General features: G+C 64.5%; 37 protein-coding genes and 1 tRNA gene. 4 read left to right on the top strand and 34 right to left on the bottom strand.

Features of this window, described 5'->3' with window-relative positions:
* Positions 1-19 precede the first annotated feature (19 nt).
* Complete coding sequence (locus tag ACTJKJ_RS16090; protein WP_099860285.1) at positions 20-580, bottom strand: thymidine kinase; 561 nt, start codon at positions 578-580, stop codon at positions 20-22.
* A 201-nt stretch (positions 581-781) separates the two neighbouring features.
* Between ACTJKJ_RS16090 and ACTJKJ_RS16085 the strand changes: the two genes are divergently transcribed.
* From ACTJKJ_RS16085 to selD, 4 genes are all read left to right on the top strand, one after another.
* Entirely contained in the window at positions 782-985 is a 204-nt protein-coding gene (locus ACTJKJ_RS16085; RefSeq protein WP_091728034.1) for a hypothetical protein, read from the top strand.
* Positions 986-1,114: 129 nt separating this feature from the next.
* Entirely contained in the window at positions 1,115-1,960 is an 846-nt protein-coding gene (locus ACTJKJ_RS16080; protein ID WP_440821028.1) for a ProQ/FINO family protein, read from the top strand.
* Between the two features lie 31 nt (positions 1,961-1,991).
* The gene (locus ACTJKJ_RS16075) at positions 1,992-2,660 is read left to right on the top strand and encodes a tRNA-uridine aminocarboxypropyltransferase (protein ID WP_440821027.1); all 669 of its coding nucleotides are present in this window, start codon (positions 1,992-1,994) and stop codon (positions 2,658-2,660) included.
* An 11-nt stretch (positions 2,661-2,671) separates the two neighbouring features.
* On the top strand, positions 2,672-3,745 hold the full coding sequence (gene selD, locus ACTJKJ_RS16070; RefSeq protein ID WP_440821026.1) for a selenide, water dikinase SelD: 1,074 nt from the start codon (positions 2,672-2,674) through the stop codon (positions 3,743-3,745).
* Positions 3,746-3,794: 49 nt separating this feature from the next.
* Here the strand turns inward: selD and ACTJKJ_RS16065 are convergent.
* The 33 genes from ACTJKJ_RS16065 to tuf all read right to left on the bottom strand — a co-directional run.
* Positions 3,795-3,871: transfer RNA gene (locus ACTJKJ_RS16065), tRNA-Met, on the bottom strand.
* A gap of 68 nt (positions 3,872-3,939) precedes the next feature.
* Complete coding sequence (gene dsbD, locus ACTJKJ_RS16060) at positions 3,940-5,838, bottom strand: protein-disulfide reductase DsbD (RefSeq protein ID WP_440821025.1); 1,899 nt, start codon at positions 5,836-5,838, stop codon at positions 3,940-3,942.
* A 189-nt stretch (positions 5,839-6,027) separates the two neighbouring features.
* Positions 6,028-6,414 (bottom strand): 50S ribosomal protein L17, encoded by a 387-nt coding sequence (gene rplQ / locus ACTJKJ_RS16055; protein ID WP_091728047.1) that lies wholly within the window; start codon positions 6,412-6,414, stop codon positions 6,028-6,030.
* Between the two features lie 93 nt (positions 6,415-6,507).
* Positions 6,508-7,500 carry a DNA-directed RNA polymerase subunit alpha gene (locus ACTJKJ_RS16050; protein WP_067065206.1) on the bottom strand — a complete coding sequence of 331 codons (993 nt, stop codon included), beginning with the start codon at positions 7,498-7,500 and terminating at the stop codon, positions 6,508-6,510.
* A 141-nt stretch (positions 7,501-7,641) separates the two neighbouring features.
* A complete protein-coding gene (gene rpsD, locus ACTJKJ_RS16045; RefSeq protein ID WP_091728049.1) occupies positions 7,642-8,265 on the bottom strand; it encodes a 30S ribosomal protein S4 in 624 nt (207 codons plus the stop codon).
* Positions 8,266-8,497: 232 nt separating this feature from the next.
* Complete coding sequence (gene rpsK, locus ACTJKJ_RS16040; protein WP_056194196.1) at positions 8,498-8,902, bottom strand: 30S ribosomal protein S11; 405 nt, start codon at positions 8,900-8,902, stop codon at positions 8,498-8,500.
* Positions 8,903-8,928: 26 nt separating this feature from the next.
* Complete coding sequence (gene rpsM / locus ACTJKJ_RS16035; RefSeq protein ID WP_091728051.1) at positions 8,929-9,294, bottom strand: 30S ribosomal protein S13; 366 nt, start codon at positions 9,292-9,294, stop codon at positions 8,929-8,931.
* Between the two features lie 36 nt (positions 9,295-9,330).
* On the bottom strand, positions 9,331-9,444 hold the full coding sequence (rpmJ, locus tag ACTJKJ_RS16030; RefSeq protein ID WP_058933616.1) for a 50S ribosomal protein L36: 114 nt from the start codon (positions 9,442-9,444) through the stop codon (positions 9,331-9,333).
* A 63-nt stretch (positions 9,445-9,507) separates the two neighbouring features.
* Positions 9,508-9,726 (bottom strand): translation initiation factor IF-1, encoded by a 219-nt coding sequence (gene infA / locus ACTJKJ_RS16025; RefSeq protein WP_009855680.1) that lies wholly within the window; start codon positions 9,724-9,726, stop codon positions 9,508-9,510.
* A gap of 50 nt (positions 9,727-9,776) precedes the next feature.
* Complete coding sequence (gene secY, locus ACTJKJ_RS16020; RefSeq protein WP_091728053.1) at positions 9,777-11,087, bottom strand: preprotein translocase subunit SecY; 1,311 nt, start codon at positions 11,085-11,087, stop codon at positions 9,777-9,779.
* 26 nt (positions 11,088-11,113) lie between these two features.
* Positions 11,114-11,545, bottom strand: a complete 432-nt coding sequence (gene rplO, locus ACTJKJ_RS16015; protein WP_091728055.1) for a 50S ribosomal protein L15 — start codon at positions 11,543-11,545, stop codon at positions 11,114-11,116.
* 25 nt (positions 11,546-11,570) lie between these two features.
* Positions 11,571-11,753 carry a 50S ribosomal protein L30 gene (rpmD, locus tag ACTJKJ_RS16010; protein ID WP_067065198.1) on the bottom strand — a complete coding sequence of 61 codons (183 nt, stop codon included), beginning with the start codon at positions 11,751-11,753 and terminating at the stop codon, positions 11,571-11,573.
* Between the two features lie 16 nt (positions 11,754-11,769).
* Positions 11,770-12,288: a 30S ribosomal protein S5 gene (rpsE, locus tag ACTJKJ_RS16005; RefSeq protein ID WP_091728057.1), complete on the bottom strand. Its 519-nt coding sequence runs from the start codon at positions 12,286-12,288 to the stop codon at positions 11,770-11,772.
* 18 nt (positions 12,289-12,306) lie between these two features.
* Positions 12,307-12,666 carry a 50S ribosomal protein L18 gene (gene rplR / locus ACTJKJ_RS16000; protein WP_067278827.1) on the bottom strand — a complete coding sequence of 120 codons (360 nt, stop codon included), beginning with the start codon at positions 12,664-12,666 and terminating at the stop codon, positions 12,307-12,309.
* A gap of 11 nt (positions 12,667-12,677) precedes the next feature.
* Positions 12,678-13,211: a 50S ribosomal protein L6 gene (rplF, locus tag ACTJKJ_RS15995; protein ID WP_091728059.1), complete on the bottom strand. Its 534-nt coding sequence runs from the start codon at positions 13,209-13,211 to the stop codon at positions 12,678-12,680.
* An 18-nt stretch (positions 13,212-13,229) separates the two neighbouring features.
* Positions 13,230-13,625 carry a 30S ribosomal protein S8 gene (gene rpsH / locus ACTJKJ_RS15990; RefSeq protein WP_058933609.1) on the bottom strand — a complete coding sequence of 132 codons (396 nt, stop codon included), beginning with the start codon at positions 13,623-13,625 and terminating at the stop codon, positions 13,230-13,232.
* Positions 13,626-13,648: 23 nt separating this feature from the next.
* Positions 13,649-13,954 carry a 30S ribosomal protein S14 gene (rpsN, locus tag ACTJKJ_RS15985; protein WP_067065192.1) on the bottom strand — a complete coding sequence of 102 codons (306 nt, stop codon included), beginning with the start codon at positions 13,952-13,954 and terminating at the stop codon, positions 13,649-13,651.
* Between the two features lie 8 nt (positions 13,955-13,962).
* Positions 13,963-14,502, bottom strand: coding sequence for a 50S ribosomal protein L5 (gene rplE, locus ACTJKJ_RS15980; RefSeq protein ID WP_067278833.1), 540 nt, complete (start codon positions 14,500-14,502; stop codon positions 13,963-13,965).
* A 10-nt stretch (positions 14,503-14,512) separates the two neighbouring features.
* On the bottom strand, positions 14,513-14,830 hold the full coding sequence (rplX, locus tag ACTJKJ_RS15975; protein WP_091728061.1) for a 50S ribosomal protein L24: 318 nt from the start codon (positions 14,828-14,830) through the stop codon (positions 14,513-14,515).
* Positions 14,831-14,855: 25 nt separating this feature from the next.
* Positions 14,856-15,224: a 50S ribosomal protein L14 gene (rplN, locus tag ACTJKJ_RS15970; RefSeq protein WP_058933605.1), complete on the bottom strand. Its 369-nt coding sequence runs from the start codon at positions 15,222-15,224 to the stop codon at positions 14,856-14,858.
* A gap of 260 nt (positions 15,225-15,484) precedes the next feature.
* Positions 15,485-15,994 (bottom strand): peroxiredoxin, encoded by a 510-nt coding sequence (locus ACTJKJ_RS15965; protein ID WP_147240227.1) that lies wholly within the window; start codon positions 15,992-15,994, stop codon positions 15,485-15,487.
* Positions 15,995-16,153: 159 nt separating this feature from the next.
* Positions 16,154-16,423, bottom strand: a complete 270-nt coding sequence (gene rpsQ, locus ACTJKJ_RS15960) for a 30S ribosomal protein S17 (protein WP_091728066.1) — start codon at positions 16,421-16,423, stop codon at positions 16,154-16,156.
* The gene (gene rpmC / locus ACTJKJ_RS15955; protein ID WP_091728069.1) at positions 16,420-16,617 is read right to left on the bottom strand and encodes a 50S ribosomal protein L29; all 198 of its coding nucleotides are present in this window, start codon (positions 16,615-16,617) and stop codon (positions 16,420-16,422) included. The genes rpsQ and rpmC overlap by 4 nt, the downstream gene beginning before the upstream one ends.
* A gap of 14 nt (positions 16,618-16,631) precedes the next feature.
* The gene (gene rplP / locus ACTJKJ_RS15950) at positions 16,632-17,048 is read right to left on the bottom strand and encodes a 50S ribosomal protein L16 (RefSeq protein WP_067065182.1); all 417 of its coding nucleotides are present in this window, start codon (positions 17,046-17,048) and stop codon (positions 16,632-16,634) included.
* Between the two features lie 12 nt (positions 17,049-17,060).
* On the bottom strand, positions 17,061-17,870 hold the full coding sequence (rpsC, locus tag ACTJKJ_RS15945; RefSeq protein WP_067065181.1) for a 30S ribosomal protein S3: 810 nt from the start codon (positions 17,868-17,870) through the stop codon (positions 17,061-17,063).
* 15 nt (positions 17,871-17,885) lie between these two features.
* Complete coding sequence (gene rplV, locus ACTJKJ_RS15940) at positions 17,886-18,215, bottom strand: 50S ribosomal protein L22 (RefSeq protein WP_058937144.1); 330 nt, start codon at positions 18,213-18,215, stop codon at positions 17,886-17,888.
* A gap of 11 nt (positions 18,216-18,226) precedes the next feature.
* Positions 18,227-18,505 (bottom strand): 30S ribosomal protein S19, encoded by a 279-nt coding sequence (gene rpsS, locus ACTJKJ_RS15935; protein WP_056194250.1) that lies wholly within the window; start codon positions 18,503-18,505, stop codon positions 18,227-18,229.
* 12 nt (positions 18,506-18,517) lie between these two features.
* On the bottom strand, positions 18,518-19,342 hold the full coding sequence (gene rplB, locus ACTJKJ_RS15930; RefSeq protein WP_091728072.1) for a 50S ribosomal protein L2: 825 nt from the start codon (positions 19,340-19,342) through the stop codon (positions 18,518-18,520).
* Positions 19,342-19,656 (bottom strand): 50S ribosomal protein L23, encoded by a 315-nt coding sequence (gene rplW, locus ACTJKJ_RS15925; protein ID WP_440821024.1) that lies wholly within the window; start codon positions 19,654-19,656, stop codon positions 19,342-19,344. Before rplW ends, rplB begins: the two co-directional genes overlap by 1 nt.
* A complete protein-coding gene (gene rplD / locus ACTJKJ_RS15920; protein ID WP_091728080.1) occupies positions 19,653-20,273 on the bottom strand; it encodes a 50S ribosomal protein L4 in 621 nt (206 codons plus the stop codon). The genes rplW and rplD overlap by 4 nt, the downstream gene beginning before the upstream one ends.
* Positions 20,273-20,944 carry a 50S ribosomal protein L3 gene (rplC, locus tag ACTJKJ_RS15915; protein ID WP_091728085.1) on the bottom strand — a complete coding sequence of 224 codons (672 nt, stop codon included), beginning with the start codon at positions 20,942-20,944 and terminating at the stop codon, positions 20,273-20,275. The genes rplD and rplC overlap by 1 nt, the downstream gene beginning before the upstream one ends.
* A gap of 309 nt (positions 20,945-21,253) precedes the next feature.
* Entirely contained in the window at positions 21,254-21,568 is a 315-nt protein-coding gene (gene rpsJ, locus ACTJKJ_RS15910) for a 30S ribosomal protein S10 (RefSeq protein ID WP_067065169.1), read from the bottom strand.
* Positions 21,569-21,702: 134 nt separating this feature from the next.
* On the bottom strand, positions 21,703-22,881 hold a 1,179-nt coding region (tuf, locus tag ACTJKJ_RS15905; RefSeq protein WP_440821023.1), incomplete at its 5' end, for an elongation factor Tu.

Here is a 22,881-nt window from a genome sequence, read left to right as displayed (position 1 = left end):
CCAGGCTTACCGGGCGCCCTCAAGACGCCCTGAAGCAGCGTCCACAGACCGCGCGGTAACGGGAGTTGCCGCCGATCTCGACCTGCGCGCCTTCGGTCAGCTTTCGGCCGGCGGCGTCGACGCGCATGTTCATCGTCGCCTTGCGGCCGCAGTCGCAGATGGTCTTCATCTCGTCCATCTCGTCGGCCAGCGCCAGCAGCGCCGCCGAACCGGTGAACAAGGCGCCGCGGAAGTCGGTCCGCAGCCCGTAGCAGATCACGGGCACATGGCGCATGTGCGCGATCTCGTGGAGCGACCAGACCTGGTCCTGCGTGAGGAACTGCGCCTCGTCCAGCAGGATGCAGGCGATGCCCGGCGACTGCGTGATCAGCGCGCGGAAGTCCGTCTCGGCGGTGAACACCTCCGCCACGCGCTGCGGCCCCAGCCGCGAGGTGATGAATCCCTTGCCGTAGCGGTCGTCGACCCCGGCGGTGAACAGGCGCACCGCATGGCCGCGCTCCTCGTAGTTGTGCGCCACCTGCAGCAATGCGGTGGACTTGCCGGCATTCATCGCGGCGTAGCGAAAAAACAGTTTGGCCATGGTCCTTGCACGCCCGGTCCTGCCGGGCAGCGGGCGATTGTCGGTGCAATTGCGACCGTTCGTCGGCCGGTGCTTTCACCCCCGGGCAAGCGATGTAGCGGGGCGTCATACGCCCCACCTAATATGGATTGCGAGGGAATCGATGCACCGCCGGGACACGACCCCGCCGGTGCGAACAAGAGCGCCAAGCGAAGCGAGACCATGAGCAAAGACACCAGCACCGCCGTTCGGGAAGACGGCCTGCGCTACGCCTCCAAGCTGGGAGGGTCGCCGTTCCAGGGCAGCGGCCAGACCCGTTCCTGCTTCAAGTGCGGTCGGCACCGTCCTCCGAGCAGCCTGCAGTCCAAGCGCATCCTGGGCCGGACCGAACTGGTCTGCAAGCCCGCCTGCGAACCCAAGACCTGATTCCCCTTCCCGGCGGCCGTCTTCAGGCAGGACGGACGGCCGCCGTCGATCGGCGCGAATTGCCACGCCCGCGCGGCTATGGGCACAATCCCCCTTTTTCCCGAAGGCCGGCCCCGCGCCGCTTGATGCATGTCCTCCAGCACCCCGCCGCAAGGCGAAGTGACCTCCCCCGAAGTCCCGGACCCGAAGGCCCCCGTCGCCGAGACGACTGATGCCGCGCTGACGGCGCCGCAAGCCGACGCCGCGCCTGCCCCGGAAGCGGGAGATGCCGCCGGCGAGGCCAGCCCGCCCGACGCGAGCGCCGCGCCGAGTCCGGCCAAGCCGGCCGAGGGCGGACGCGTCGACGTCCAGGCGGTCGCCGCCAAGCTGAAGGAGCTCTTCCCGGCCCTGTTCGGCGGCGGCGCGAAGCCGCTGAAGCTGCGGGTCCAGTCCGACATCCAGCAGCGCGCCCCGGGCCAGTTCACGAAGGCCCAGCTGTCGGCCTTCCTGCGCCGCTATACCGGCGGCACCGGCTATCTGATCGCGCTGACTCGGGCCAAGACCCGCTTCGACCTGGACGGCCAGCCCGCCGGCGAGCTGAGCGACGAGCACCGCAACGCCGCCCAGGAAGAGCTGACTCGCCGACGTGGCATCACCGAGGCGCGTCGCGCCGAGGAAGACCGCGGACGCCAGGAACGCGCGCAGTTGCTGCGCGACTTCTCGCGCACCACGCTGACGCCGGCCAACTTCTGTGCGCTCAAGGGCCTGACGCAGGAACAGCTCGATGCCCAGCTGAAGCTGGCGCGCGAGGAGGAGGCGCAACAGCCGCCGCGTCAGGAGCGCCATGACCGGCCGCCCAGAGGCCAGGAGCATCGTCGTGGTGGCCCTCGTGGCGAAGAACGACCTGGCGGTCCCGGCCAGGCACCGCGCGGCGATGGACCCCGCCGTGATGGCCGCCCGAACGAAGGCCGCAAGCCGCCGCGCCAACCGCGCTGATCGGCTGACCGCGCGCTGACGCGCTCCCACCATGGTTGCCGACGAGCGCCCGCCGCGCAGCGAACGCGCCGGGCGCCGCGCGCATTGCGATGGCTGCAGCCGACCGTCGGTCGGCTGTTGGTGCGCGTGCGTGCGGCCGGTCGACAACCTCACCCCGCTGCTGATCCTCCAGGACCGCGACGAGGCCGGACAGGCCAAGGGCACGGCGAGCCTGCTGGCGCGCTGCCTGTCTCGCGTCGAACTGCGTATCGGCGAACGATTCGATCCGCCGGCCTCGACCGCCGGGCTCGTGTTGCTTTATCCGGCGGCGCCCGGCAACGCCGCGACCGTGGAACCAGCGCCTGCGCGCCACGGTGAGGCGCGCCATGGATATCCGCTCGCTGGTACGCCGCCGCTCACCACCCTGGTTGTCCTGGACGGGACCTGGCGCCGCAGTCGACGGCTGCTTCATGAGAACCCCTGGCTGCAGGCGCTCCCACGGATGGCGCTCGATGCGCCGCCGCCTTCGCGCTACGCCATCCGGCGCGCGCACGCGGCATCGCAACGCAGCACGCTCGAGGCCAGCGCCCTCGCGTTGGCACAGCTCGACGGCGACGAGTCGCGCTACGCACCCCTCTGGGCCGCCATGGACGCATTCATCGCCCTTCAGCAAGGGCTGGCTGAGCGCGCTCCCCCGGTCGGTGGAGCCGGCGCGCGGTAAGCTGCCCGGCCATGAATCCTTCCTCCCCCGCCAATCCCCCTTCCGAGCCCCGACTCACCTCGCTGTCGCACGGCGGCGGCTGCGGCTGCAAGATCGCGCCGGGCGTGCTCTCGGAAATCCTCCAGGGGACGAGTGCCCTACCCGTCCCCCGCGAACTGCTCGTCGGGATAGAGACGGCGGACGACGCTGCCGTCTATCGGCTCAACGACGAACAGGCGCTGATCGCCACCACCGACTTCTTCATGCCGATCGTCGACGACCCGAATGACTTCGGTCGCATCGCCGCGACCAACGCGATCAGCGACGTCTATGCCATGGGCGGCAAGCCCATCATGGCGCTGGCCCTGGTCGGCATGCCGGTCGCGGTCCTGAGCACGGCGACCATCGGCAGGATCCTCGAAGGCGGTGCGTCGGTCTGTCGCGAGGCGGGCATCCCGATCGCGGGCGGACACACGATCGATTCGGTCGAGCCGATCTATGGCCTGGTGGCGTTGGGACTGGTGCATCCCTCCCGGGTGAAGCGCAACGCGGATGCCCGCGCCGGCGATGTGCTGGTGCTGGGCAAGGCGCTGGGCGTCGGCGTGATGTCGGCAGCGCTCAAGAAGGGGAAGCTCGACGACGCGGCCTATCAGCGGATGCTCGCGACCACGACCAAGCTGAACACGCCCGGGCCGGAGCTGGCCGCGCTCGACGGCGTCCATGCGCTCACCGACGTCACCGGCTTTGGTTTGGCAGGGCACGCCTTGGAGATCGCGCGCGGATCGGGCTGCGCGGTGGAGATCGATTGGCGGGCGGTACCGCTGCTCGAAGGCGTGCCCTCGCTGGCGGGCGATGGCTTCGTGACCGGCGCATCGGGCCGCAACTGGGCCGCCTACGGCGCGGAGGTGGCCTTGGCCGGCTCGCTGCCCTCGCAGGCGCAAGCGCTCCTGAGCGATCCGCAGACCAGCGGTGGCTTGCTCGTGTCGTGCGCACCGGCTGCGGTGGACGCGGTACTCGCCGTCTTCGCGCGTCACGGGTTCGACGCGGCGGCGGTCATCGGCCGCGTCACGGCATCGGGAGAAGGTCCGAAGCTGCGCGTGACCTGAACGGCGCTGAAAAGAACAAAGGGCCCTCGCATGAGGGCCCTTGTTCGATTGGTTGCGGGGGCAGGATTTGAACCTACGACCTTTGGGTTATGAGCCCAACGAGCTACCAGACTGCTCCACCCCGCGATCGAAGAAAGAGAGTGTAGCACGGAACCGACCGTCGTCTCAACTTCTGACGACAGTCTTCGCAAGATTCAAAGGCCGGCCGCCTGCAACGACTGGAGGAAGCGATCAGCGTCCTGGAAGCCGATGACTCGCGCGCCAGCCAGTTCCTCCCCCTTGGGGTCGAAAAAGATCGTGCCGGGGGGACCGAACAGCTTGAAGCGCTTGAGCAGTTCGCGGTCTTCGGCGTTGTTCGCCGTGACATCAGCCTTCAGCAACAGCGCGCCGGCGAGCTTCGCCTGCACGCGCGCATCGGTGAAGGTGAAGCGCTCCATCTCCTTGCAGGACACACACCAGTCGGCGTAGAAATCCAGCATCACCGGCTTGCCGGCGGTGCGCAGCGCCTCGTCGAGCTCGGCGACGCTCTTGACCTTGTGGAAGTTCACCGCGACCGGCTCGCCAGCGGACACCGCCGCCGCTGCGCCCTTGCCCGCGCCCACGACACCCGCCAAGGGCTTCAGCGTGTCGGTGCCTCCAGCCGCGACGCCAATGAACTGCGACACGCCGAACACCATCGCCGCGACGGCGGCGCTCTTGCGCAGCCACACGCGGGGCGTGTTGGCCTCGACGCGCTGGAAAAGCCCCAGCAGCGCGGCCAGCGCGATCAACAGCGCCCCCCAGAGCAGCTGCGCGACGACCGCAGGCAGCACCGGCTGCACGATCCACAGCGCGACCGACAGCAGCAGCAGCCCGAAGAAATACTTGACCGTTTCCATCCAGGGCCCGGCGCGCGGCAGGAGCGTGCCCGCCGACAGGCCGAGCAGCAGCAGCGGGACGCTCATGCCCCAGGCCAGCGCGAACAGCGCCAGGCCGCCGACCGCCACATTGCCGGTCTGGCTGATGTAGAGCAGCGCGCCGGCCAGCGGCGCCGCGACGCAGGGGCTCACGATCAGCGCGGACAGCGCCCCCATCACGAAGACGCTGAAGAACTTACCGGCGGGCAAGCGCTGGGTCGCATCGGACACGCCGCCGGTGAAGCGGCTCGGCAACTGGATCTCGTAGACCCCGAACATCGACAGCGAGAAGCCGATCAGGAGCAGCGCGAACAGCGTCAGTACCCAGGGTTTCTGGAGGTAAGCCGCCAGGCCGCCACCCGCGAGGCCCGCCGCGACGCCCAGCGCCGTGTACAGCAGCGCCATGCCCAGCGAGTAGCTGAAGGCCAGGAAGAAGCCGCGCGCCCGCGACGGCGTGCCGCCTTGGCCGACGATGATCGACGACAGGATGGGGAGCATCGGCAGCACGCACGGCGTCAGCGACAACAGCACGCCGGCCGCGAAGAACGCGCCGATGACCAGCCACAGGCGGCCGGAAGCCAGCACCTCGTCCAGCGGCGAGCTCGAACGAGACGCCGCGGCGCCTGCGACCGCGCCTTCGGCGTTGCCGGTCGCCGCGGCGGCCGGCGTCGATGCCACTGCGTTCGATACGCCGAAACCGCTCAGCGCGTCCGGCGCCGCACCGATCTTCACGCCGCCGTCGCCGCCGAAGCCCTTCAGGCCCAGCGTCAGCTCGCTCTTCATCGGCGGATAGCACAAGCCCTTGTCCGCGCAGCCTTGGCCGGTCAGCACCAGCTTCAGCGGCGCCGCCTGCAGCGCCGTCACCGGCACCTTGATGCTCAGCCGGTCGCGGTAGGTCTCGACTTCCTTCTGGAAGGTCTCATCGAACTTGCGCTTGGGCGTCGGCCAGGCGATGTCGCCCAGCGTCGCGCCCGCCGGTTCCAGCTTGAACTGGTCGCGGTACATGTAATAGCCGGGCGCGATCGTGAAGTTCAGCTGGAACTCGCGATCGCCGGTCAACTGCACGTCGACCTTGAAGGCCTGGTCCGGGTCGAGGAAATCGTCGGCGCGGGCCGGGACGGCGAGCAGCGCCGAGGCCAGGGTCAGCAACAGGACCAGCGCCGGCATCAGGCGTCGCATCAAGGCAAGAGGGGTCATGAACGCGGGACGCGTGCGGCTTCGTGGACCGCGTCGTCGAGAGATCGGAAAGGCGCGAAGCTTAGCGCCAAGCGGCACGCCCTGTCGTTGGACCGGCGCCATGTCCGGCCTGCGCTGCGCGTATCGCGGATACACAAGAAAAAAGGCCAGCATTGCTGCTGGCCTTCATGCGCTTGGGCGGGTCGCTGATTATTCAGCGGCGTCGCCTTCAGCCGCTTCCGGACGATCAACCAGTTCGACGTACGCCATCGGAGCGTTGTCGCCGACACGGAAGCCCATCTTCAGGATGCGGGTGTAGCCGCCCGGACGGGTGGCGAAACGGGGGCCCAGCTCGTTGAACAGCTTGACGACGATGTCGCGGTCACGCAGGCGGTTGAACGCCAGGCGACGGTTGGCGACGGTCGGTTCCTTGGCCAGGGTGATCAGCGGCTCGACGATGCGACGCAGTTCCTTCGCCTTGGGCAGCGTGGTCTTGATCGCTTCGTGTTGCAGCAGCGAGACCGCCATGTTGCGGAACATCGCGGCGCGGTGTTCGCTGGTACGGTTCAGTTTGCGGAGGCCGTTACGGTGGCGCATGGTGCTTTCCTTTCCTTCAGTTATTGCCGGCAGCCGGATCAGGTACTGCCAGGGGCACCGGACGGGTCCTCAGACCCGCCCTCTTTCAAAAAATCAACGCTTGTCGAGACCTTGGGGCGGCCAGTTCTCGAGACGCGAGCCCAGGGTCAGGCCGCGCGAGGCGAGCACTTCCTTGATCTCGTTGAGCGACTTGCGACCCAGGTTCGGGGTCTTCAGCAGCTCGGTCTCGGTGCGCTGGATCAGGTCACCGATGTAATAGATGTTCTCGGCCTTCAGGCAGTTGGCCGAGCGCACGGTCAGCTCGAGCTCGTCGACCGGACGCAGCAGGATCGGATCGAAGCTGCTGGAACGGGCGGCCGGCGCCTGGTCGAAGACGTCGACCAGATCGGTGCCTTGCAGCTGGGCGAAGACGGCCATCTGCTCGACCAGGATCTTGGCCGAGGCGCGGATCGCTTCTTCCGGGCTGATCGCGCCGTTGGTCTCGATCTCCATGACCAGCTTGTCCAGGTCGGTACGCTGCTCGACGCGGGCGTTCTCGACGGCATAGCTGACGCGCTTGACCGGGCTGAACGAGGCGTCCAGCACGATGCGACCGATGGCCTTGGTCGGCTCGTCGCCGTAGCGGCGCATGTTGCCAGGCACGTAGCCGCGGCCCTTTTCGACCTTGATCTGCATGTCCAGCTTGCCGCCTTGCGACAGGTGGGCGATGACGTGCTCAGGGTTGATGATCTCGACGTCGTGCGGGGTCTGGATGTCAGCGGCGGTGACGGGGCCTTCGCCTTCCTTGCGCAGGACCAGCGTCACTTCCTCACGGTTGTGCAGGCGGAACACCACGCCCTTCAGGTTCAGCATGATGTGGACCACATCTTCCTGAACGCCGTCGATGGCGGAGTACTCGTGCAGCACGCCCGCGATCGTCACTTCCGTCGGCGCATAACCCACCATCGAGGACAGCAGCACACGGCGCAGGGCGTTGCCCAGGGTGTGGCCATAGCCGCGTTCGAACGGCTCCAGGATCACCTTGGCGCGATGACCGCCCAGGGGCTCCACAGTGATGGATTTGGGTTTGAGCAGATTCGTTTGCATGAGGTCTTTCTTTCAATACCCTCGGTTCGTTACACCGATAAGGCTGAGGGACCAACCAGGCGCGCCCAATACAGCTGACGACGCCCGGACGAGGAAAAGCCGAGCAGGCCCCTGCGGGGCCGCTCGGCAGGCACGAAAGAATTAACGCGAGTACAACTCAACGATCAGCGATTCGTTGATCTCGGCGCCGAACTCGTCGCGATCCGGCGTCTTCTTGAAGACGCCTTCCATCTTGGTGGCGTCGACGGCCACCCAGGCCGGCAGGCCGATCGACTCGGCCAGCTTCAGGCTGTCGACGATGCGCAGCTGCTTCTTGGCCTTCTCGCGCACGGCGACGACGTCGCCGGCCTTCACCAGGTAGGAAGCGATGTTCACGACCTCGCCGTTCACCGTGATGCTCTTGTGCGAGACCAGCTGGCGGGCTTCCGCGCGCGTCGAGCCGAAGCCCATGCGATAGACGACGTTGTCCAGGCGCGATTCCAGCAGGACCAGCAGGTTCACACCGGTCGAGCCCTTGCGGCGCTCGGCTTCGGCGAAGTAGCGGCGGAACTGGCGCTCCAGCACGCCGTACATGCGCTTGACCTTCTGCTTCTCGCGCAGCTGCAGACCGAAGTCGGAGGTGCGCTGGCCCGAAGTACGGCCGTGCTGGCCGGGCTTGGTGTCGAACTTGGCCTTGTCGCTGATGGCGCGGCGGGCGCTCTTCAGGAACAGGTCGGTGCCTTCACGGCGGGAAAGTTTGGCCTTCGGGCCGAGGTAACGTGCCACTTTGCGTGTCCTTCATCAATCTGACGCGCGCCCGGAGACATTCCAGGCTGCGCGCGAGTCCGGCCAGTGTTTTTGTAGGCTCGGACGGTGGGCTTCAAGAAGTCGAAGACTTCGGCTGAGGGGCGTTTCCACCATCCTCAGCAAAACGGCCGGCTGGCACTGACGCGCCAGCCGGCTGGATCTGATCGAATCAGCGATTATCGCACTGATTGCGATCGCTCTGCGCAAGCGCTTAGATGCGGCGACGCTTCTGCGGACGGCAGCCGTTGTGCGGCACCGGCGTCACGTCGGAGATCGAGTTGATGCGGATGCCCAGCGCGGCCAGGGCACGCACCGAGGATTCGCGACCCGGGCCGGGGCCCTTGATCTTGACGTCCAGGTTCTTGATGCCCTGCTCCTGAGCGGCACGGCCGGCCACTTCGGCAGCCACCTGGGCCGCGAAAGGAGTCGACTTGCGCGAGCCCTTGAAGCCCTGGCCGCCCGAGGAGGCCCAGGACAGCGCACCACCTTGACGATCGGTGATCGTGATGATGGTGTTGTTGAACGACGCGTGCACGTGGGCGATGCCGTCGGCAACGTTCTTCCGAACCTTCTTGCGAACGCGCTGGGCAGCCGAGTTATTGGGTGCTTTTGCCATGGTTTGCTTTCTTCAGATGCCGCCGATTACTTCTTGCCGGTCGCCGCCGACTTGCGCGGACCCTTGCGGGTACGGGCGTTCGTGCGGGTACGCTGGCCGCGCACCGGCAGGCCACGGCGATGGCGGAAGCCACGATAGCAACCCAGGTCCATCAGGCGCTTGATGTTGATGGACATCTCGCGACGCAGGTCGCCTTCGATGGTCAGGCGGCCCACTTCCTCACGGATCTTTTCCAGATCGGAGTCGGTCAGGTCCTTGACCTTCTTGTCCAGCGGAATGCCGCAGCTGTTGCAGATCTTCTGCGCGGTCGTACGGCCAATGCCGTAGATCGAGGTCAGACCGATCTCGGTGTGCTTGTGCGGCGGAATGTTGATACCAGCAATACGTGCCATGTGCGTCCTCTAATTCGCTTGCAGTCGTGAGGCCAATCAGCCTTGGCGCTGCTTGTGGCGGGGATCGGTACAGATCACACGCACCACGCCATTACGACGGATGATCTTGCAATTGCGGCACATCTTCTTGACGGATGCCGAAACTTTCATGGTCTGCTCCTTGACCTACTCTGTTCGCTCAATCAGCGTTAATCCGGGGGGTTGCTAAAAAGCTCACTTCGCCCGGAACACGATGCGAGCACGACTCAAATCGTACGGCGTCAATTCCACAGTCACCTTGTCGCCTGGGAGGATTCGGATGTAGTGCATCCGCATCTTCCCGGAAATGTGACCGAGAACGACGTGACCGTTCTCCAGCTTGACTCGGAAGGTTGCATTCGGGAGGTTCTCGAGAATCTCGCCTTGCATCTGAATGACGTCGTCTTTCGCCATACCTTCGATACTTGCCGAATTGGGTCTGAATGTTTACCTAGCCTGGTGCATCAGTTGGCCTTGAAGCTGGCCTTCTTCAGCAGGGACTCATACTGCTGGCTCATCACATAGGACTGGACCTGGGCCCAGAAGTCCATCGTGACGACCACGATGATCAACAGCGACGTGCCACCGAAATAGAACGGGACGTTGTACTTCAGCGTCAGGAACTCAGGCAGCAGGCACACGCCGGTGATGTACACCGCCCCGGCCAGCGTCAGCCGGGACAGGATCTTGTCGATGTGCCGAGCCGTCTGGTCACCGGGACGGATCCCGGGGATGAACGCACCGCTCTTCTTCAGGTTGTCTGCGGTCTCACGGCTGTTGAACACCAGCGCCGTGTAGAAGAAGCAGAAGAACACGATCGCAGCCGAATACAGCAGCACATAGATCGGTTGTCCCGGACGCAGCGCATCCGCGATGTCCTTCAGCCAGCGCATGCTGTCGCCAGTCGCGAACCAGCTCACCAGCGTGGTGGGCAGCAAGATGATCGACGACGCGAAGATCGGCGGAATCACACCCGACATGTTCAGCTTCAGCGGCAGATGCGAACTCTGGCCGCCGTAGACCTTGTTCCCGACCTGACGCTTCGCGTAGTTCACCAGGATCTTGCGCTGGCCACGTTCGACGAACACGACCAGGTAAGTCACCGCGGCCACGATCACGATCACGATCAGGCACGAGAACACGCTCATCGCACCGGTACGAACCAGCTCGAGCAGGCCGCCGATGGCGCCTGGCAGACCAGCGGCGATGCCGCCGAAGATCAGGATCGAGATGCCGTTGCCCAGACCGCGCTCGGTGATCTGCTCACCCAGCCACATCAGGAACATCGTGCCGGCCACCAGACTGGTCACCGCAGTGATGCGGAACCCGAAGCCCGGGCTCAACACCAGCCCCGGAGAGCTCTCCAGAGCGAACGCGATGCTCAGACTCTGGAAGATCGCCAGGCCCAGCGTGCCGTAGCGCGTGTACTGCGTGATCTTGCGACGCCCCGCCTCGCCTTCCTTCTTCAGCGCTTCCAGGCTCGGCACCACGTAGGTCATGAGCTGCATGACGATCGAGGCCGAGATGTAGGGCATGATGCCCAGCGCGAAGACGGTGAAGCGCGACAGCGCACCGCCCGAGAACATGTTGAACAGGCTCAGGATCCCGCCCTGCTGGCCCTTGAACAGCTGCTGAAGCTGCGCAGGATCGATACCGGGCACGGGGATGTGCGCCCCGATGCGGTAAACCACCAGCGCGAGGACCAGGAACACCAGCCGGCGACGCAGGTCGCCGAACTTGCCGCTCTTGGCCAACTGGGATGCGTTGCTTGCCACTGCCGCCTAGTCCTGTGCTTGGCTGATTAAGCGACGGAGCCGCCGGCGGCTTCGATCGCCGCCTTCGCGCCGGCCGTCACGCCCAGACCCTTGATCGACACCTTGCGGGTGATCTCGCCGGACTTGATGACCTTCACCGACTTCGCCAGCTCCGACACCAGGCCGACAGCCTTCAGCGTCAGCAGGTCGATTTCGTCGCCGGTCAGCTGGTTCAGTTCCGACAGCGTCACTTCCGCGTTGAACGGACGAGCCAGGGACTTGAAACCACGCTTGGGCAGGCGACGCTGCAGCGGCATCTGGCCGCCTTCGAAGCCGACCTTGTGGAAGCCACCGGCGCGCGACTTCTGACCCTTGTGACCACGGCCGGCGGTCTTACCCAGACCCGAGCCGATGCCACGGCCCACGCGACGCTTGGCGTGCTTGGCACCAGCGGCGGGCTTGATGGTATTGAGTTGCATCTTCTATTCCTCGTCGATGCTGTGCTTACAGCACCTGCACCAGGTAGGCGATCTTGTTGATCATGCCGCGCACCGCGGGCGTGTCTTCCAGCGTCTTCGTGCTGTTCAGCTTGCGAAGACCCAGGCCGACGACCGTCGCGCGATGGTCGGCGCGGCAGCCGATCGGGCTGCGGACCAGCTTGACCGTGAGCGTTTTCTTGTCAGACATCTCGATCTCCTGGCGCTCAGTTGAAGATTTCTTCAACCGTCTTGCCGCGCTTGGCCGCCACTTGGGCGGGCGTGGAACAGCGCTTGAGCGCGTCCAGCGTGGCACGAACCATGTTGTAGGGGTTGGTCGAACCGTGGCTCTTGGTCACGATGTCGGTCACGCCCATCACCTCGAAGACAGCGCGCATCGGGCCGCCAGCGATCACGCCGGTACCGGCGGGAGCCGGAGCCATGATCACGTGCGCCGCGCCGTGCTCACCCACCACGTTGTGCTGGATGGTGCCGTTCTTCAGGGCGACCTTGATCATGTTGCGGCGGGCCGATTCCATCGCCTTCTGCACGGCGACGGGCACTTCCTTGGCCTTGCCCTTGCCCATGCCGATGCGGCCATCGCCGTCACCGACCACGGTCAGCGCAGCGAAGGACAGCGTGCGGCCGCCCTTCACAACTTTCGTGACGCGGTTGACCGCGATCATCTTTTCCTTCAGGCCGTCGTCGTTGCCTTCGGTCTGAGCGCGGGGTTGAAACTTTGCCATTTCCTAATCCTTTGAGCGTCAGAACTGCAGGCCGGCTTCGCGAGCGGCTTCAGCCAGGGCCTTGACACGGCCGTGGTAGGCGAAGCCCGAACGGTCGAAAGCCACCTTCTCGACGCCAGCGGCCTTCGCCTTCTCGGCGATGCGCTTGCCGATCAGGCTCGCGGCGGCCACGTTGCCGCCCTTGCCGGACAGCTGCGTGCGCACTTCCTTCTCGGCGGTCGAAGCGGAAGCCAGCACGCGCTGACCGTCTTCGGAGATGACCGAGGCGTAGATGTGCAGGTTCGAGCGGAAGACCGTCAGACGGGCCACGCGCTGCAGGGCGATGCGGGCACGCGTTTGACGCGAACGACGCAGGCGTTGTTCCTTCTTGTTCAGCATGGCGCGGCTCCTTACTTCTTCTTGGTCTCTTTGAGGGAGACCTTCTCGTCGGCGTAACGGATGCCCTTGCCCTTGTAGGGCTCCGGCGGACGGATCGCGCGCACTTCGGCAGCGATCTGGCCGACGACCTGGCGATCCGCACCCTTGATCAGGATTTCCGTCTGGGTCGGGCACTCGACCTTGATACCAGCCGGCATGTCCTTGACCACCGGATGCGAGAAACCGATCTGCAGGTTCAGCTTCTGGCCTTGGGCCTGGGCACGGAAGCCCACGCCAACCAGGTTCAGCTTCTTCTCGAAGCCCTTGCTGACGCCGTTGACCATGTTGTTCAGCAGCGCGCGCATCGTGCCGCTCATCGCATCGGCTTCAGCCGATTCGTTGACCGGGACGAAAGTCAGCTTGCCGCCTTCCAGCTTGACCGTGACCAGCGGATTCGCGGCCACGAACAGGGTGCCCTGGGCACCCTTGACGCTGATCTTCTCAGCGGCGATCGTCGCTTCCACGCCTTGCGGGAGGACGACCGGCATTTTTCCAACGCGGGACATTGTCTGTCTCTCCTTGGCTTAGGCGACGTAGCAAAGCACTTCGCCGCCGACACCGGCTTGACGTGCCTTGCGGTCGGTCATCACGCCCTTCGGGGTCGTGACGATCGCCACGCCCAGGCCATTCATGACCTGGGGAATGTCGTGGCGGCCCTTGTAGATGCGCAGGCCGGGACGGCTCACGCGCTCGATGCGCTCGATCACCGGACGACCGGCGTAATACTTCAGCGCGATCTCGAGCTCGGGGCGGGCAGCATCGCCACGCACCGCGAAATCGTCGATATAGCCTTCATCCTTCAGGACCTTGGCGATCGCGACCTTCAGCTTCGACGAAGGCATCACGACGCTGGCCTTCTCAACGCTCTGGGCGTTGCGAATGCGGGTCAGCATATCGGCGATAGGATCACTCATGCTCATACGAAATCTCCTAAACCTGCCGATTACCAGCTGGCCTTGACGACACCGGGGATGTCGCCCTTGAAGGCCAGCTCACGAATCTTGTTACGAGCCAGGCCGAACTTGCGGAACGTGCCACGGGGGCGGCCGGTCAGTTCACAGCGGTTGCGCTGGCGGGTCGGGTTGGCATTCCGGGGCAGCTTCTGCAGCTCCAGACGGGCCAGATAGCGCTCTTCGTCCGACTTCTTGCTGTCGTCGATGATGGCCTTCAGTTCCGCGTACTTCTTGGCGTACTTGGCGACCAGTTGGGCGCGCTTCAGCTCACGTTGCTTGATCGAGAGTTTTGCCACGGGTCACCTCAGTTCTTGAACGGGAACTTGAACGCAGCCAGCAGAGCCTTGGCTTCGTCGTCCGTCTTGGCCGTCGTCGTGATGCTGATGTTCAGACCACGCAGAGCATCCACCTTGTCGTACTCGATTTCGGGGAAGATGATCTGTTCCTTGACGCCGATGTTGTAGTTGCCGCGACCGTCGAACGAGCGACCGGAGATACCGCGGAAGTCACGCACGCGCGGCAGGGCCACGGTGACGAAACGGTCCAGGAATTCGTACATCGTGGCGCCACGCAGGGTCACCATGCAGCCGATGGGCACACCGTCACGGATCTTGAAGCCGGCGATCGCCTTCTTCGACTTGGTGACGACAGGCTTCTGGCCGGCGATCTTGGTCAGGTCGCCCACGGCGTGGTCCATGACCTTCTTGTCGGCGACCGCCTCGCTCACGCCCATGTTCAGCGTGATCTTGGTGATGCGCGGCACTTCCATGACGGACTTGTAGCCGAACTTCTCGGTCAGACCCGGGACGACCTTCTCGCGATAGAACTCTTGCAAACGAGCCATGTCTTACCCCTTAGGCCTTGATCTCTTCGCCGGTCGACTTGAACACGCGCACCCGCTTGCCATCCGCGCCGAGCTTGATGCCCACGCGATCGGCCTTGCCGGCAGCGGCGTTGAAGATCGCCACGTTGGATTGATGGATGGGCATGGACTTGTCGACGATGCCGCCAGTCGTGCCCTTCAGCGGGTTCGGCTTGACGTGCTTCTTGACGACGTTGATGCCTTCGACGACGACATGGTCGGCATCGACGCGCAGCGTCACGGTTCCGCGCTTACCCTTGTCGCGGCCGGTCAGGACGATGACCTCGTCGCCTGTGCGAATCTTGTTCATGGCAATACCTTTGTCTGAGCGGGGCTTAGAGCACCTCAGGCGCCAGCGACACGATCTTCATGAAGCGCTCGGTACGCAGTTCACGCGTGACCGGGCCGAAGATGCGGGTGCCGATGGGCTCCAGCTTGGCGTTCAGCAGCACGGCGGCATTGCCGTCGAACTTGACCAGGGAGCCGTCCTGGCGGCGCACACCCTTGGCAGTGCGCACGACCACCGCGTTGTAGACCTCGCCCTTCTTGACGCGGCCGCGCGGAGCAGCTTCCTTGATGCTGACCTTGATGATGTCGCCAATATGCGCATAGCGACGCTTGGAACCACCAAGCACCTTGATGCACATGACGGACTTGGCGCCAGTGTTGTCCGCGACGTCGAGTCGCGATTGCATTTGGATCATGTCTGTCCCCAACTTTTCCCGCTCAGGCAACTGCGACCATCGCAGCCATCCAGAGAGCGGTCAGTCTTGGGCCCGTAAGCCAATCACCTGTCACCTTGCGGCGACCCGCGTCTGGCCTAAATGGGCAAGAAACCTAGAACCGAAGGCGGCGCGTTTCAGGAGCGGGCCCCGAAACCCCGTTGAGCAACGGAGCCACCATTCGGCGAAGCTGCGGATTATGCGCGAAGCACAATCCGCCTGTCAACTGACGGATATAGCTGTCAGAGCGCCTGCGCCTGCTTGAGCAGCGTGCCGGCGTCACTGACCTCGAACTTGCCGGGCGCCTCGATGTTCAGCGTCTTGACGACGCCGTCCTTGACCAGCATCGAGTAGCGCTGCGAGCGCAGGCCCATGCCGCGGGCGACCAGGTCCAGCGTCAGACCCGTGGCCTGCGTGAAAGCCGCGCTGCCGTCAGCCATCATGCGAACCTTGCCCGCTGTCTTCTGTTCGCGGCCCCAAGCGCCCATCACGAATGCGTCATTCACCGAGATGCACCAGACCTCGTCGACGCCCGCGGCCTTGAATGCGTCGGCTTGGGCCACATAGCCCGGAACGTGCTGCGCGGAGCATGTCGGCGTGAAAGCACCCGGCAGCGCGAAGATCGCCACGGTCTTGCCTGCGGTCAGCTTCTCGATGTCAAAGCTGTTCGGACCGAGCGAGCAGCCCTCGCCCTCGACTTCGATGAATTCCTGCAGATTGCCGGCCGGCAGTCGATCGCCCACTTTCAGCATGACGCACTCCTGGTAGATGTTGTGAAGAAAAGGAAAGCGGCAGAGTGTGCCGCGAAAAATGAAAAATGGCTGCACACCGGGATTACCGGCGTACAGCCATTCATGTGCCAGAGAACGGGGCGCTCCCGGCAGGCACCGCCACGACGGCGGCGCAGGCGATCAGACCAGCTGAGCCTTCTCGACCAGGCGGGTCACCACCCAGCTCTTGGTCTTGGACAGCGGACGGCCTTCGGCGATCTCGACCACGTCACCCATCTTGTACTCGCCCTTTTCGTCATGGGCGTGGTACTTGCGGGAACGAGCCACGATCTTGCCGTAGAGCTCGTGCTTGGCACGGCGCTCGACCAGCACGGTGACGGTCTTGGCGCGCTTGTCGCTGACGACGCGACCGATCAGGGTGCGGGTGTTCTTCTCTTGAGCTTGCGTCATTTCGCGGCTCCCTTCTTCTCGGCCAGGATGGTCTTGGCGCGGGCGATGTCACGACGCGTCTTGCCCAGCACCGAGGTGTTGGTCAGTTGTTGCGTCGCCTTTTGCATGCGCAGACCAAAGTGGGCCTTCAGCAGATCGGTGACTTCCTTCTTCAGGGCAGCCACGTCCTTCGCGCGCAGTTCAGATGCTTTCATGGGGTGTTCTCCAATCAGGCGCCGAGCTGGCGGGTCACGAAGGTGCAGCGCAGGGGCAGCTTGGCAGCGGCCAGCGTGAACGCTTCGCGCGCCAGAGCCTCAGGCACGCCATTGACCTCGTAGAGCACCTTGCCGGGCTGGATCTCAGCCACGTAGTACTCCGGGTTGCCCTTGCCGTTACCCATACGGACTTCGGCAGGCTTTTGCGAGATCGGCTTGTCCGGGAAGATGCGGATGAAGATCCGGCCACCGCGCTTGATGTGACGCGAGATGGCACGGCGAGCCGCTTCGATCTGGCGGGCCGTGATGCGGCCGCGCTCGGTGGCCTTCAGGCCGAAGTCACCGAAAGCGACGGTCGCGCCGCGGGTCGCAACACCAGTGTTGCGGCCCTTTTGCTCCTTGCGATATTTGCGACGAGCGGGTTGCAGCATGTTGAGTTCTCCTTACGCCTGGCCGCCGTCAGCGGCGGGCTTGCGCACCACACGCTTCGCAGCAGGCTTGTCGCCGCCTTCGGCAGGCTTGTCGCCACGACCACGGCCACCCGGCGCGCCCGGACGGGCATTGCGACGGGGACGACGATCATCTTCGGCACCCGGGGGGGTGTTGATCACGGGAGCCTCGCCATTGGCCAGGCGGTCGCCGCGGTACACCCACACCTTGACGCCGATCACGCCGTAGGTGGTCTTGGCTTCGGAGAAGCCGTAATCGATGTCGGCCTTCAGGGTGTGCAGCGGCACACGACCTTCGCGATACCACTCGGTACGAGCGATTTCGATGCCGTTCAGACGGCCGGCGGACATGATCTTGATGCCCTGCGCGCCCAGGCGCATCGCGTTCTGCATCGCGCGCTTCATCGCGCGGCGGAACATGATGCGCTTCTCGAGCTGCTGGGTGATCGAGTCGGCGATCAGCTGGGCATCGATCTCGGGCTTGCGCACTTCTTCGATGTTGACCGCGACGGGCACGCCCAGACGCTTGGCCAGCTCGGCCTTCAGGTTCTCGATGTCCTCGCCCTTCTTGCCGATCACCACGCCCGGACGGGCCGAGAAGATCGTGATGCGGGCGTTCTTCGCAGGACGCTCGATCAGGATGCGCGAAACGGCGGCGTTCTTCAGCTTGGCCTTCAGGAAGTCGCGCACTTGCAGATCTTCGGCCAGCATGCTGGCGAAGTTCTGGTTGTTCGCGTACCAGCGCGACGCCCAGTTACGGGTGACGGGCAGGCGGAAGCCAGTCGGATGAATTTTCTGTCCCATAGTCTTCCTTCAGGCTCAGTTGCCGACGGTCACGTAGATATGGCAGGTCGGCTTGCTGATGCGATTGCCGCGGCCCTTGGCGCGCGCGGAGAACCGCTTCAGCGTGGTGCCCTGCTCCACGTAGATCGAAGTGACCTTCAGCTCGTCAATGTCGGCACCGTCGTTGTGCTCGGCATTGGCGATGGCCGATTCCAGCGCCTTCTTGATGATCAGCGCGGCCTTCTTCTGGGTGAACTCCAGGATGTTCAGCGCTTGATCCACCTTCTTGCCACGGATCAGGTCCGCCACCAGGCGGCCCTTATCGAACGACAGGCGGACGCCACGAACGATTGCTTTGGTTTCCATCGTCGTCATCCTTACTTCTTACCGGCCTTCTTGTCGGCCGGGTGGCCCTTGAAGGTGCGGGTCAGAGCGAATTCACCCAGCTTGTGGCCGACCATCTGGTCAGACACGTAGACCGGCACGTGCTGCTTGCCGTTGTGCACGGCGATCGTCAGACCGATGAACTCGGGCAGGATCGTCGAGCGACGCGACCAGGTCTTGATGGGCTTCTTGTCCTTGATGGCAACGGCCTTGTCGACCTTGGCCATCAGGTGGTGATCCACGAAGGGACCCTTCTTGAGGGAACGAGTCATGTGGTCAACCCCTTACTTCTTGCGACGCGAGACGATGAAGGTCTGCGTGCGCTTGTTGTTGCGAGTGCGGTAGCCCTTCGTCAGGGTGTTCCACGGCGACACAGGGGCCTGACCTTCACCCGTACGACCCTCACCACCACCGTGCGGGTGGTCGACCGGGTTCATGGCGGTACCACGCACGGTCGGGCGGATGCCCTTCCAGCGGATGGCGCCGGCCTTGCCGTACTGGCGCAGGCTGTGCTCTTCGTTGCTCACTTCACCGATGGTGGCGCGGCAGTCGATGTGCACGCGGCGGACTTCGCCGGAGCGCAGACGGATCTGGGCGTACATGCCGTCACGGGCCATCAGCACGACCGACGTACCGGCGGAACGAGCGATCTGGGCACCCTTGCTCGGCAGCAGTTCCACGCAGTGGATCGTCGAACCCACGGGAATGTTGCGGATGGGCAGCGTGTTGCCGACCTTGATCGGGGCTTCCGCGCCGCTCAGGATCGAAGAACCGACTTCCAGGTTGCGCGGGGCGATGATGTAGCGACGCTCGCCGTCGGCATAGCACACCAGGGCGATGTGAGCCGTGCGGTTCGGGTCGTACTCGATGCGCTCGACCTTCGCCGGGATGCCGTCCTTGTTGCGACGGAAGTCCACCACGCGGTAGTGGTGCTTGTGACCACCGCCCTTGTGGCGCATCGTGATGTGACCGTTGTTGTTACGGCCAGACTTTTGCTTCTGGGGCTCGAGCAGCGAAGCCTCGGGAGCGCCCTTGTGCAGGTGCTTGTGCACCACCTTCACCACGCCACGACGGCCTGGCGAAGTCGGCTTGACTTTAACGACGGCCATTACGCAGCCTCCCCGGAGAAGTTGAGCTCCTGGCCAGCCTTCAGCGACACATACGCCTTCTTGACGTGGTCACGACGGCCCAGACAGCCACCGAAGCGCTTGGTCTTGCCCTTGACGTTGACGATGTTCACCGCCTCGACTTCAACCTTGAACATCAGTTCAACGGCGGCCTTGACTTCAGGCTTCGTCGCGTCGCGCAGGACCTTGAACAGGACTTGGTTGTGCTTTTCGCCAGCCATCGTGGCCTTCTCGGACACGATCGGAGCGAGCAGCACCTTGGCCAGACGGCCGTCAGCAAACTTGGGCGCGCTCATGCCAGCATCTCCTTCAGTTGCTCGATCGCGGCCTTCGTCACCAGGACCTTCTTGTAGAAGACCAGGGACAGCGGATCGACATAGCGCGGCTCGACGACCAGCACGTTGGCCAGGTTGCGCGAAGCCAGCAGCAGGTTGTCATCGACCTGATCGGAGATGACCATGACGTGGTCCAGACCCATGCCCTTGAGCTTGGCTGCCAGCAGCTTGGTCTTCGGGGCTTCGATCGAGATCGAATCCACGACAGCCAGGCGGCCTTCGCGGGCCAGTTGCGACAGGATCGCGGCCATGCCGGCGCGGTACATCTTCTTGTTCAGCTTGTGCGAGAAGTTCTCGTCCGGCTTGTTCGGGAAGATGCGACCGCCCCCACGCCACAGCGGCGAGGACGTCATACCAGCACGCGCGTTGCCAGTGCCCTTCTGACGGAACGGCTTCTTCGTCGAGTGACGGACTTCAGCGCGGGTCAGCTGAGCGCGGGTGCCTTGACGGGCGTTGGCCTGATAAGCCACGACCACCTGGTGCACCAGGGCTTCGTTGTAATCACGAGCGAAAAGGGTGTCGGGAGCGTCGACCTTCGACGTCGCCTGACCCTGCTCATTCAGGAGCTCGAGTTGCATCAGTTGGCTCCCTTCTTGACCTTGACCTTGACGGCCGGACGGATCACGACGAATCCTTCCTTCGCGCCAGGAACGGCACCACGGACCAGCACCAGCTGGCGGGCTTCGTCGATACGGACCACGTCCAGGTTCTGGACGGTCACGGTGACGTCGCCGAGGTGGCCGGACATCTTCTTGCCCGGGAACACGCGGCCCGGATCCTGCGCCATCGAGATGGAGCCAGGAACGTTGTGCGAGCGGCTGTTACCGTGCGAAGCGCGCTGCGAACCGAAGTTGTGGCGCTTGATGGTGCCTGCGAAGCCCTTGCCGATCGAGGTGCCCTGCACGTCGACCAGTTGGCCGGCGGCGAACAGCGTCACGGGGACTTGAGCGCCGGCCTTGTATTCGGCGGCGACCGCGGCATCCACGCGGAATTCCTTGATGATTTCACCGGCTTCGACGCCAGCCTTGGCGAGGTGACCCGCTTCCGGCTTCGTGACACGGGACGCCTTGCGCGCGCCGTAGGTCACTTGAATGGCGCTGTAGCCGTCGGACTCTTCGGTCTTGATCTGGGTCACGCGGTTGTTGGACACGTCCAGCACGGTCACGGGGACGGTATCGCCGTCGACCGTGAACACACGCATCATGCCCACCTTGCGGCCCAGCAATCCGAGACGATTGCTAAGACTCATGGTTTTCTCCTGACCCCGAACGCGCCGACGGAGACACCGCCCCGCGCCTGAAGTCATTTCACACACCCGACATCGATTGGCCGGGCCGACAAGCACCGCTCCTTCGTTGAGGACAGGGGTAAAGGCCCCGACACCCCTCCGACGGCGATGCGACGAAGCCGCACCAGGAAACCCCGGCGCGGAAAAGCTGCGGAGTATAGCGTCAACCCTGATCGCACCGCAAGCGAGCCGCTTCGCGCTCCAAAGAAAAAGGCGACCCGAAGGTCGCCTTCCTGAGGGCGGCCGGATCGCTCCGGCGGCCTGGCCGCATTACTGCAGCTTGATCTCGACGTCCACGCCAGCCGGCAGGTCCAGCTTCATCAGCGCGTCGACCGTCTTGTCGGTCGGATCGACGATGTCCATCAGACGCTGGTGGGTGCGGATTTCAAACTGGTCGCGCGACGTCTTGTTGACGTGCGGCGAACGCAGGATGTCGAAACGCTCCTTGCGGGTCGGCAGGGGCACGGGGCCCTTGACGATCGCGCCGGTGCGCTTGGCGGTGTCCACGATTTCCAGCGCCGATTGGTCGATCAGCTTGTAATCGAAGGCCTTCAGCCGGATGCGGATCTTTTGCTTGGTAGACATGACTTTTCCTTCAAAGAGCGACGCAATGCCACAGGCATCGCGGAGGCAGCATTGGCGCCGCCGAGCACCGAGCGCGCCGCTCGCCGAAGCTGGCGGCGCCCTTCACCGGCACCCAGCGGGTACCAGCAAAAGATTTACTCGATGATGGTGGCCACGACGCCCGAGCCGACGGTACGACCGCCTTCACGGATGGCGAAGCGCAGACCTTCTTCCATGGCGATCGGGGCGATCAGCTTCACGGTGATGCTGACGTTGTCGCCCGGCATGACCATTTCCTTGTCCTTCGGCAGCTCCACGGCACCAGTCACGTCCGTCGTGCGGAAGTAGAACTGGGGACGGTAGTTGTTGAAGAACGGGGTGTGACGGCCGCCTTCTTCCTTGCTCAGCACGTAGATCTCAGCAGTGAAGTGCGTGTGCGGCTTGATCGTGCCCGGCTTGGCCAGCACTTGGCCGCGCTCGACGTCCTCGCGCTTGGTGCCGCGCAGCAGGATGCCCACGTTGTCGCCCGCCTGGCCCTGGTCCAGCAGCTTGCGGAACATTTCCACGCCGGTGACGGTGGTCTTCTGCAGATCGCGGATGCCCACGATCTCGATTTCCTCGCCGACCTTGATGATGCCGCGCTCGACGCGACCGGTCACCACCGTGCCACGACCCGAGATCGAGAACACGTCTTCCACCGGCAGCAGGAACGCACCGTCCACCGCGCGCTCAGGCGTGGGGATGTAGCTGTCCAGCGCGTCGGCCAGGCGCATGATCGCCTGCTCGCCCAGGTCGCCCTTGTCGCCTTCCAGCGCCAGCTTGGCCGAACCCTTGATGATCGGGGTGTCGTCGCCCGGGAAGTCGTACTTGCTCAGCAGCTCGCGGACTTCCATTTCCACCAGCTCCAGCAGCTCGGCGTCGTCCACCATGTCGCACTTGTTCAGGAAGACGATGATGTACTTCACGCCAACCTGACGAGCCAGCAGGATGTGCTCGCGGGTCTGGGGCATCGGGCCGTCAGCGGCCGAGCACACCAGGATCGCGCCGTCCATCTGCGCCGCGCCCGTGATCATGTTCTTCACATAGTCGGCGTGGCCCGGGCAGTCAACGTGCGCGTAGTGGCGGTTGGCCGTCTCGTACTCGACGTGCGCGGTGTTGATCGTGATGCCGCGGGCCTTTTCTTCCGGCGCCGCGTCGATCTGGTCGTAGGCCTTGGCTTCGCCGCCGAACTTGGCCGCCAGCACGGTCGCGATCGCGGCCGTCAGCGTCGTCTTGCCGTGGTCAACGTGACCAATCGTGCCCACGTTCACGTGCGGCTTGGTACGTTCAAACTT

Source organism: Roseateles sp. 22389, from assembly GCF_052044995.1.
Taxonomy (GTDB): Bacteria; Pseudomonadota; Gammaproteobacteria; order Burkholderiales; family Burkholderiaceae_C; genus Roseateles.
The sequence above is the reverse complement of the archived record's forward strand: the minus strand, read 5'-3'. Positions and strand labels throughout refer to the sequence as shown.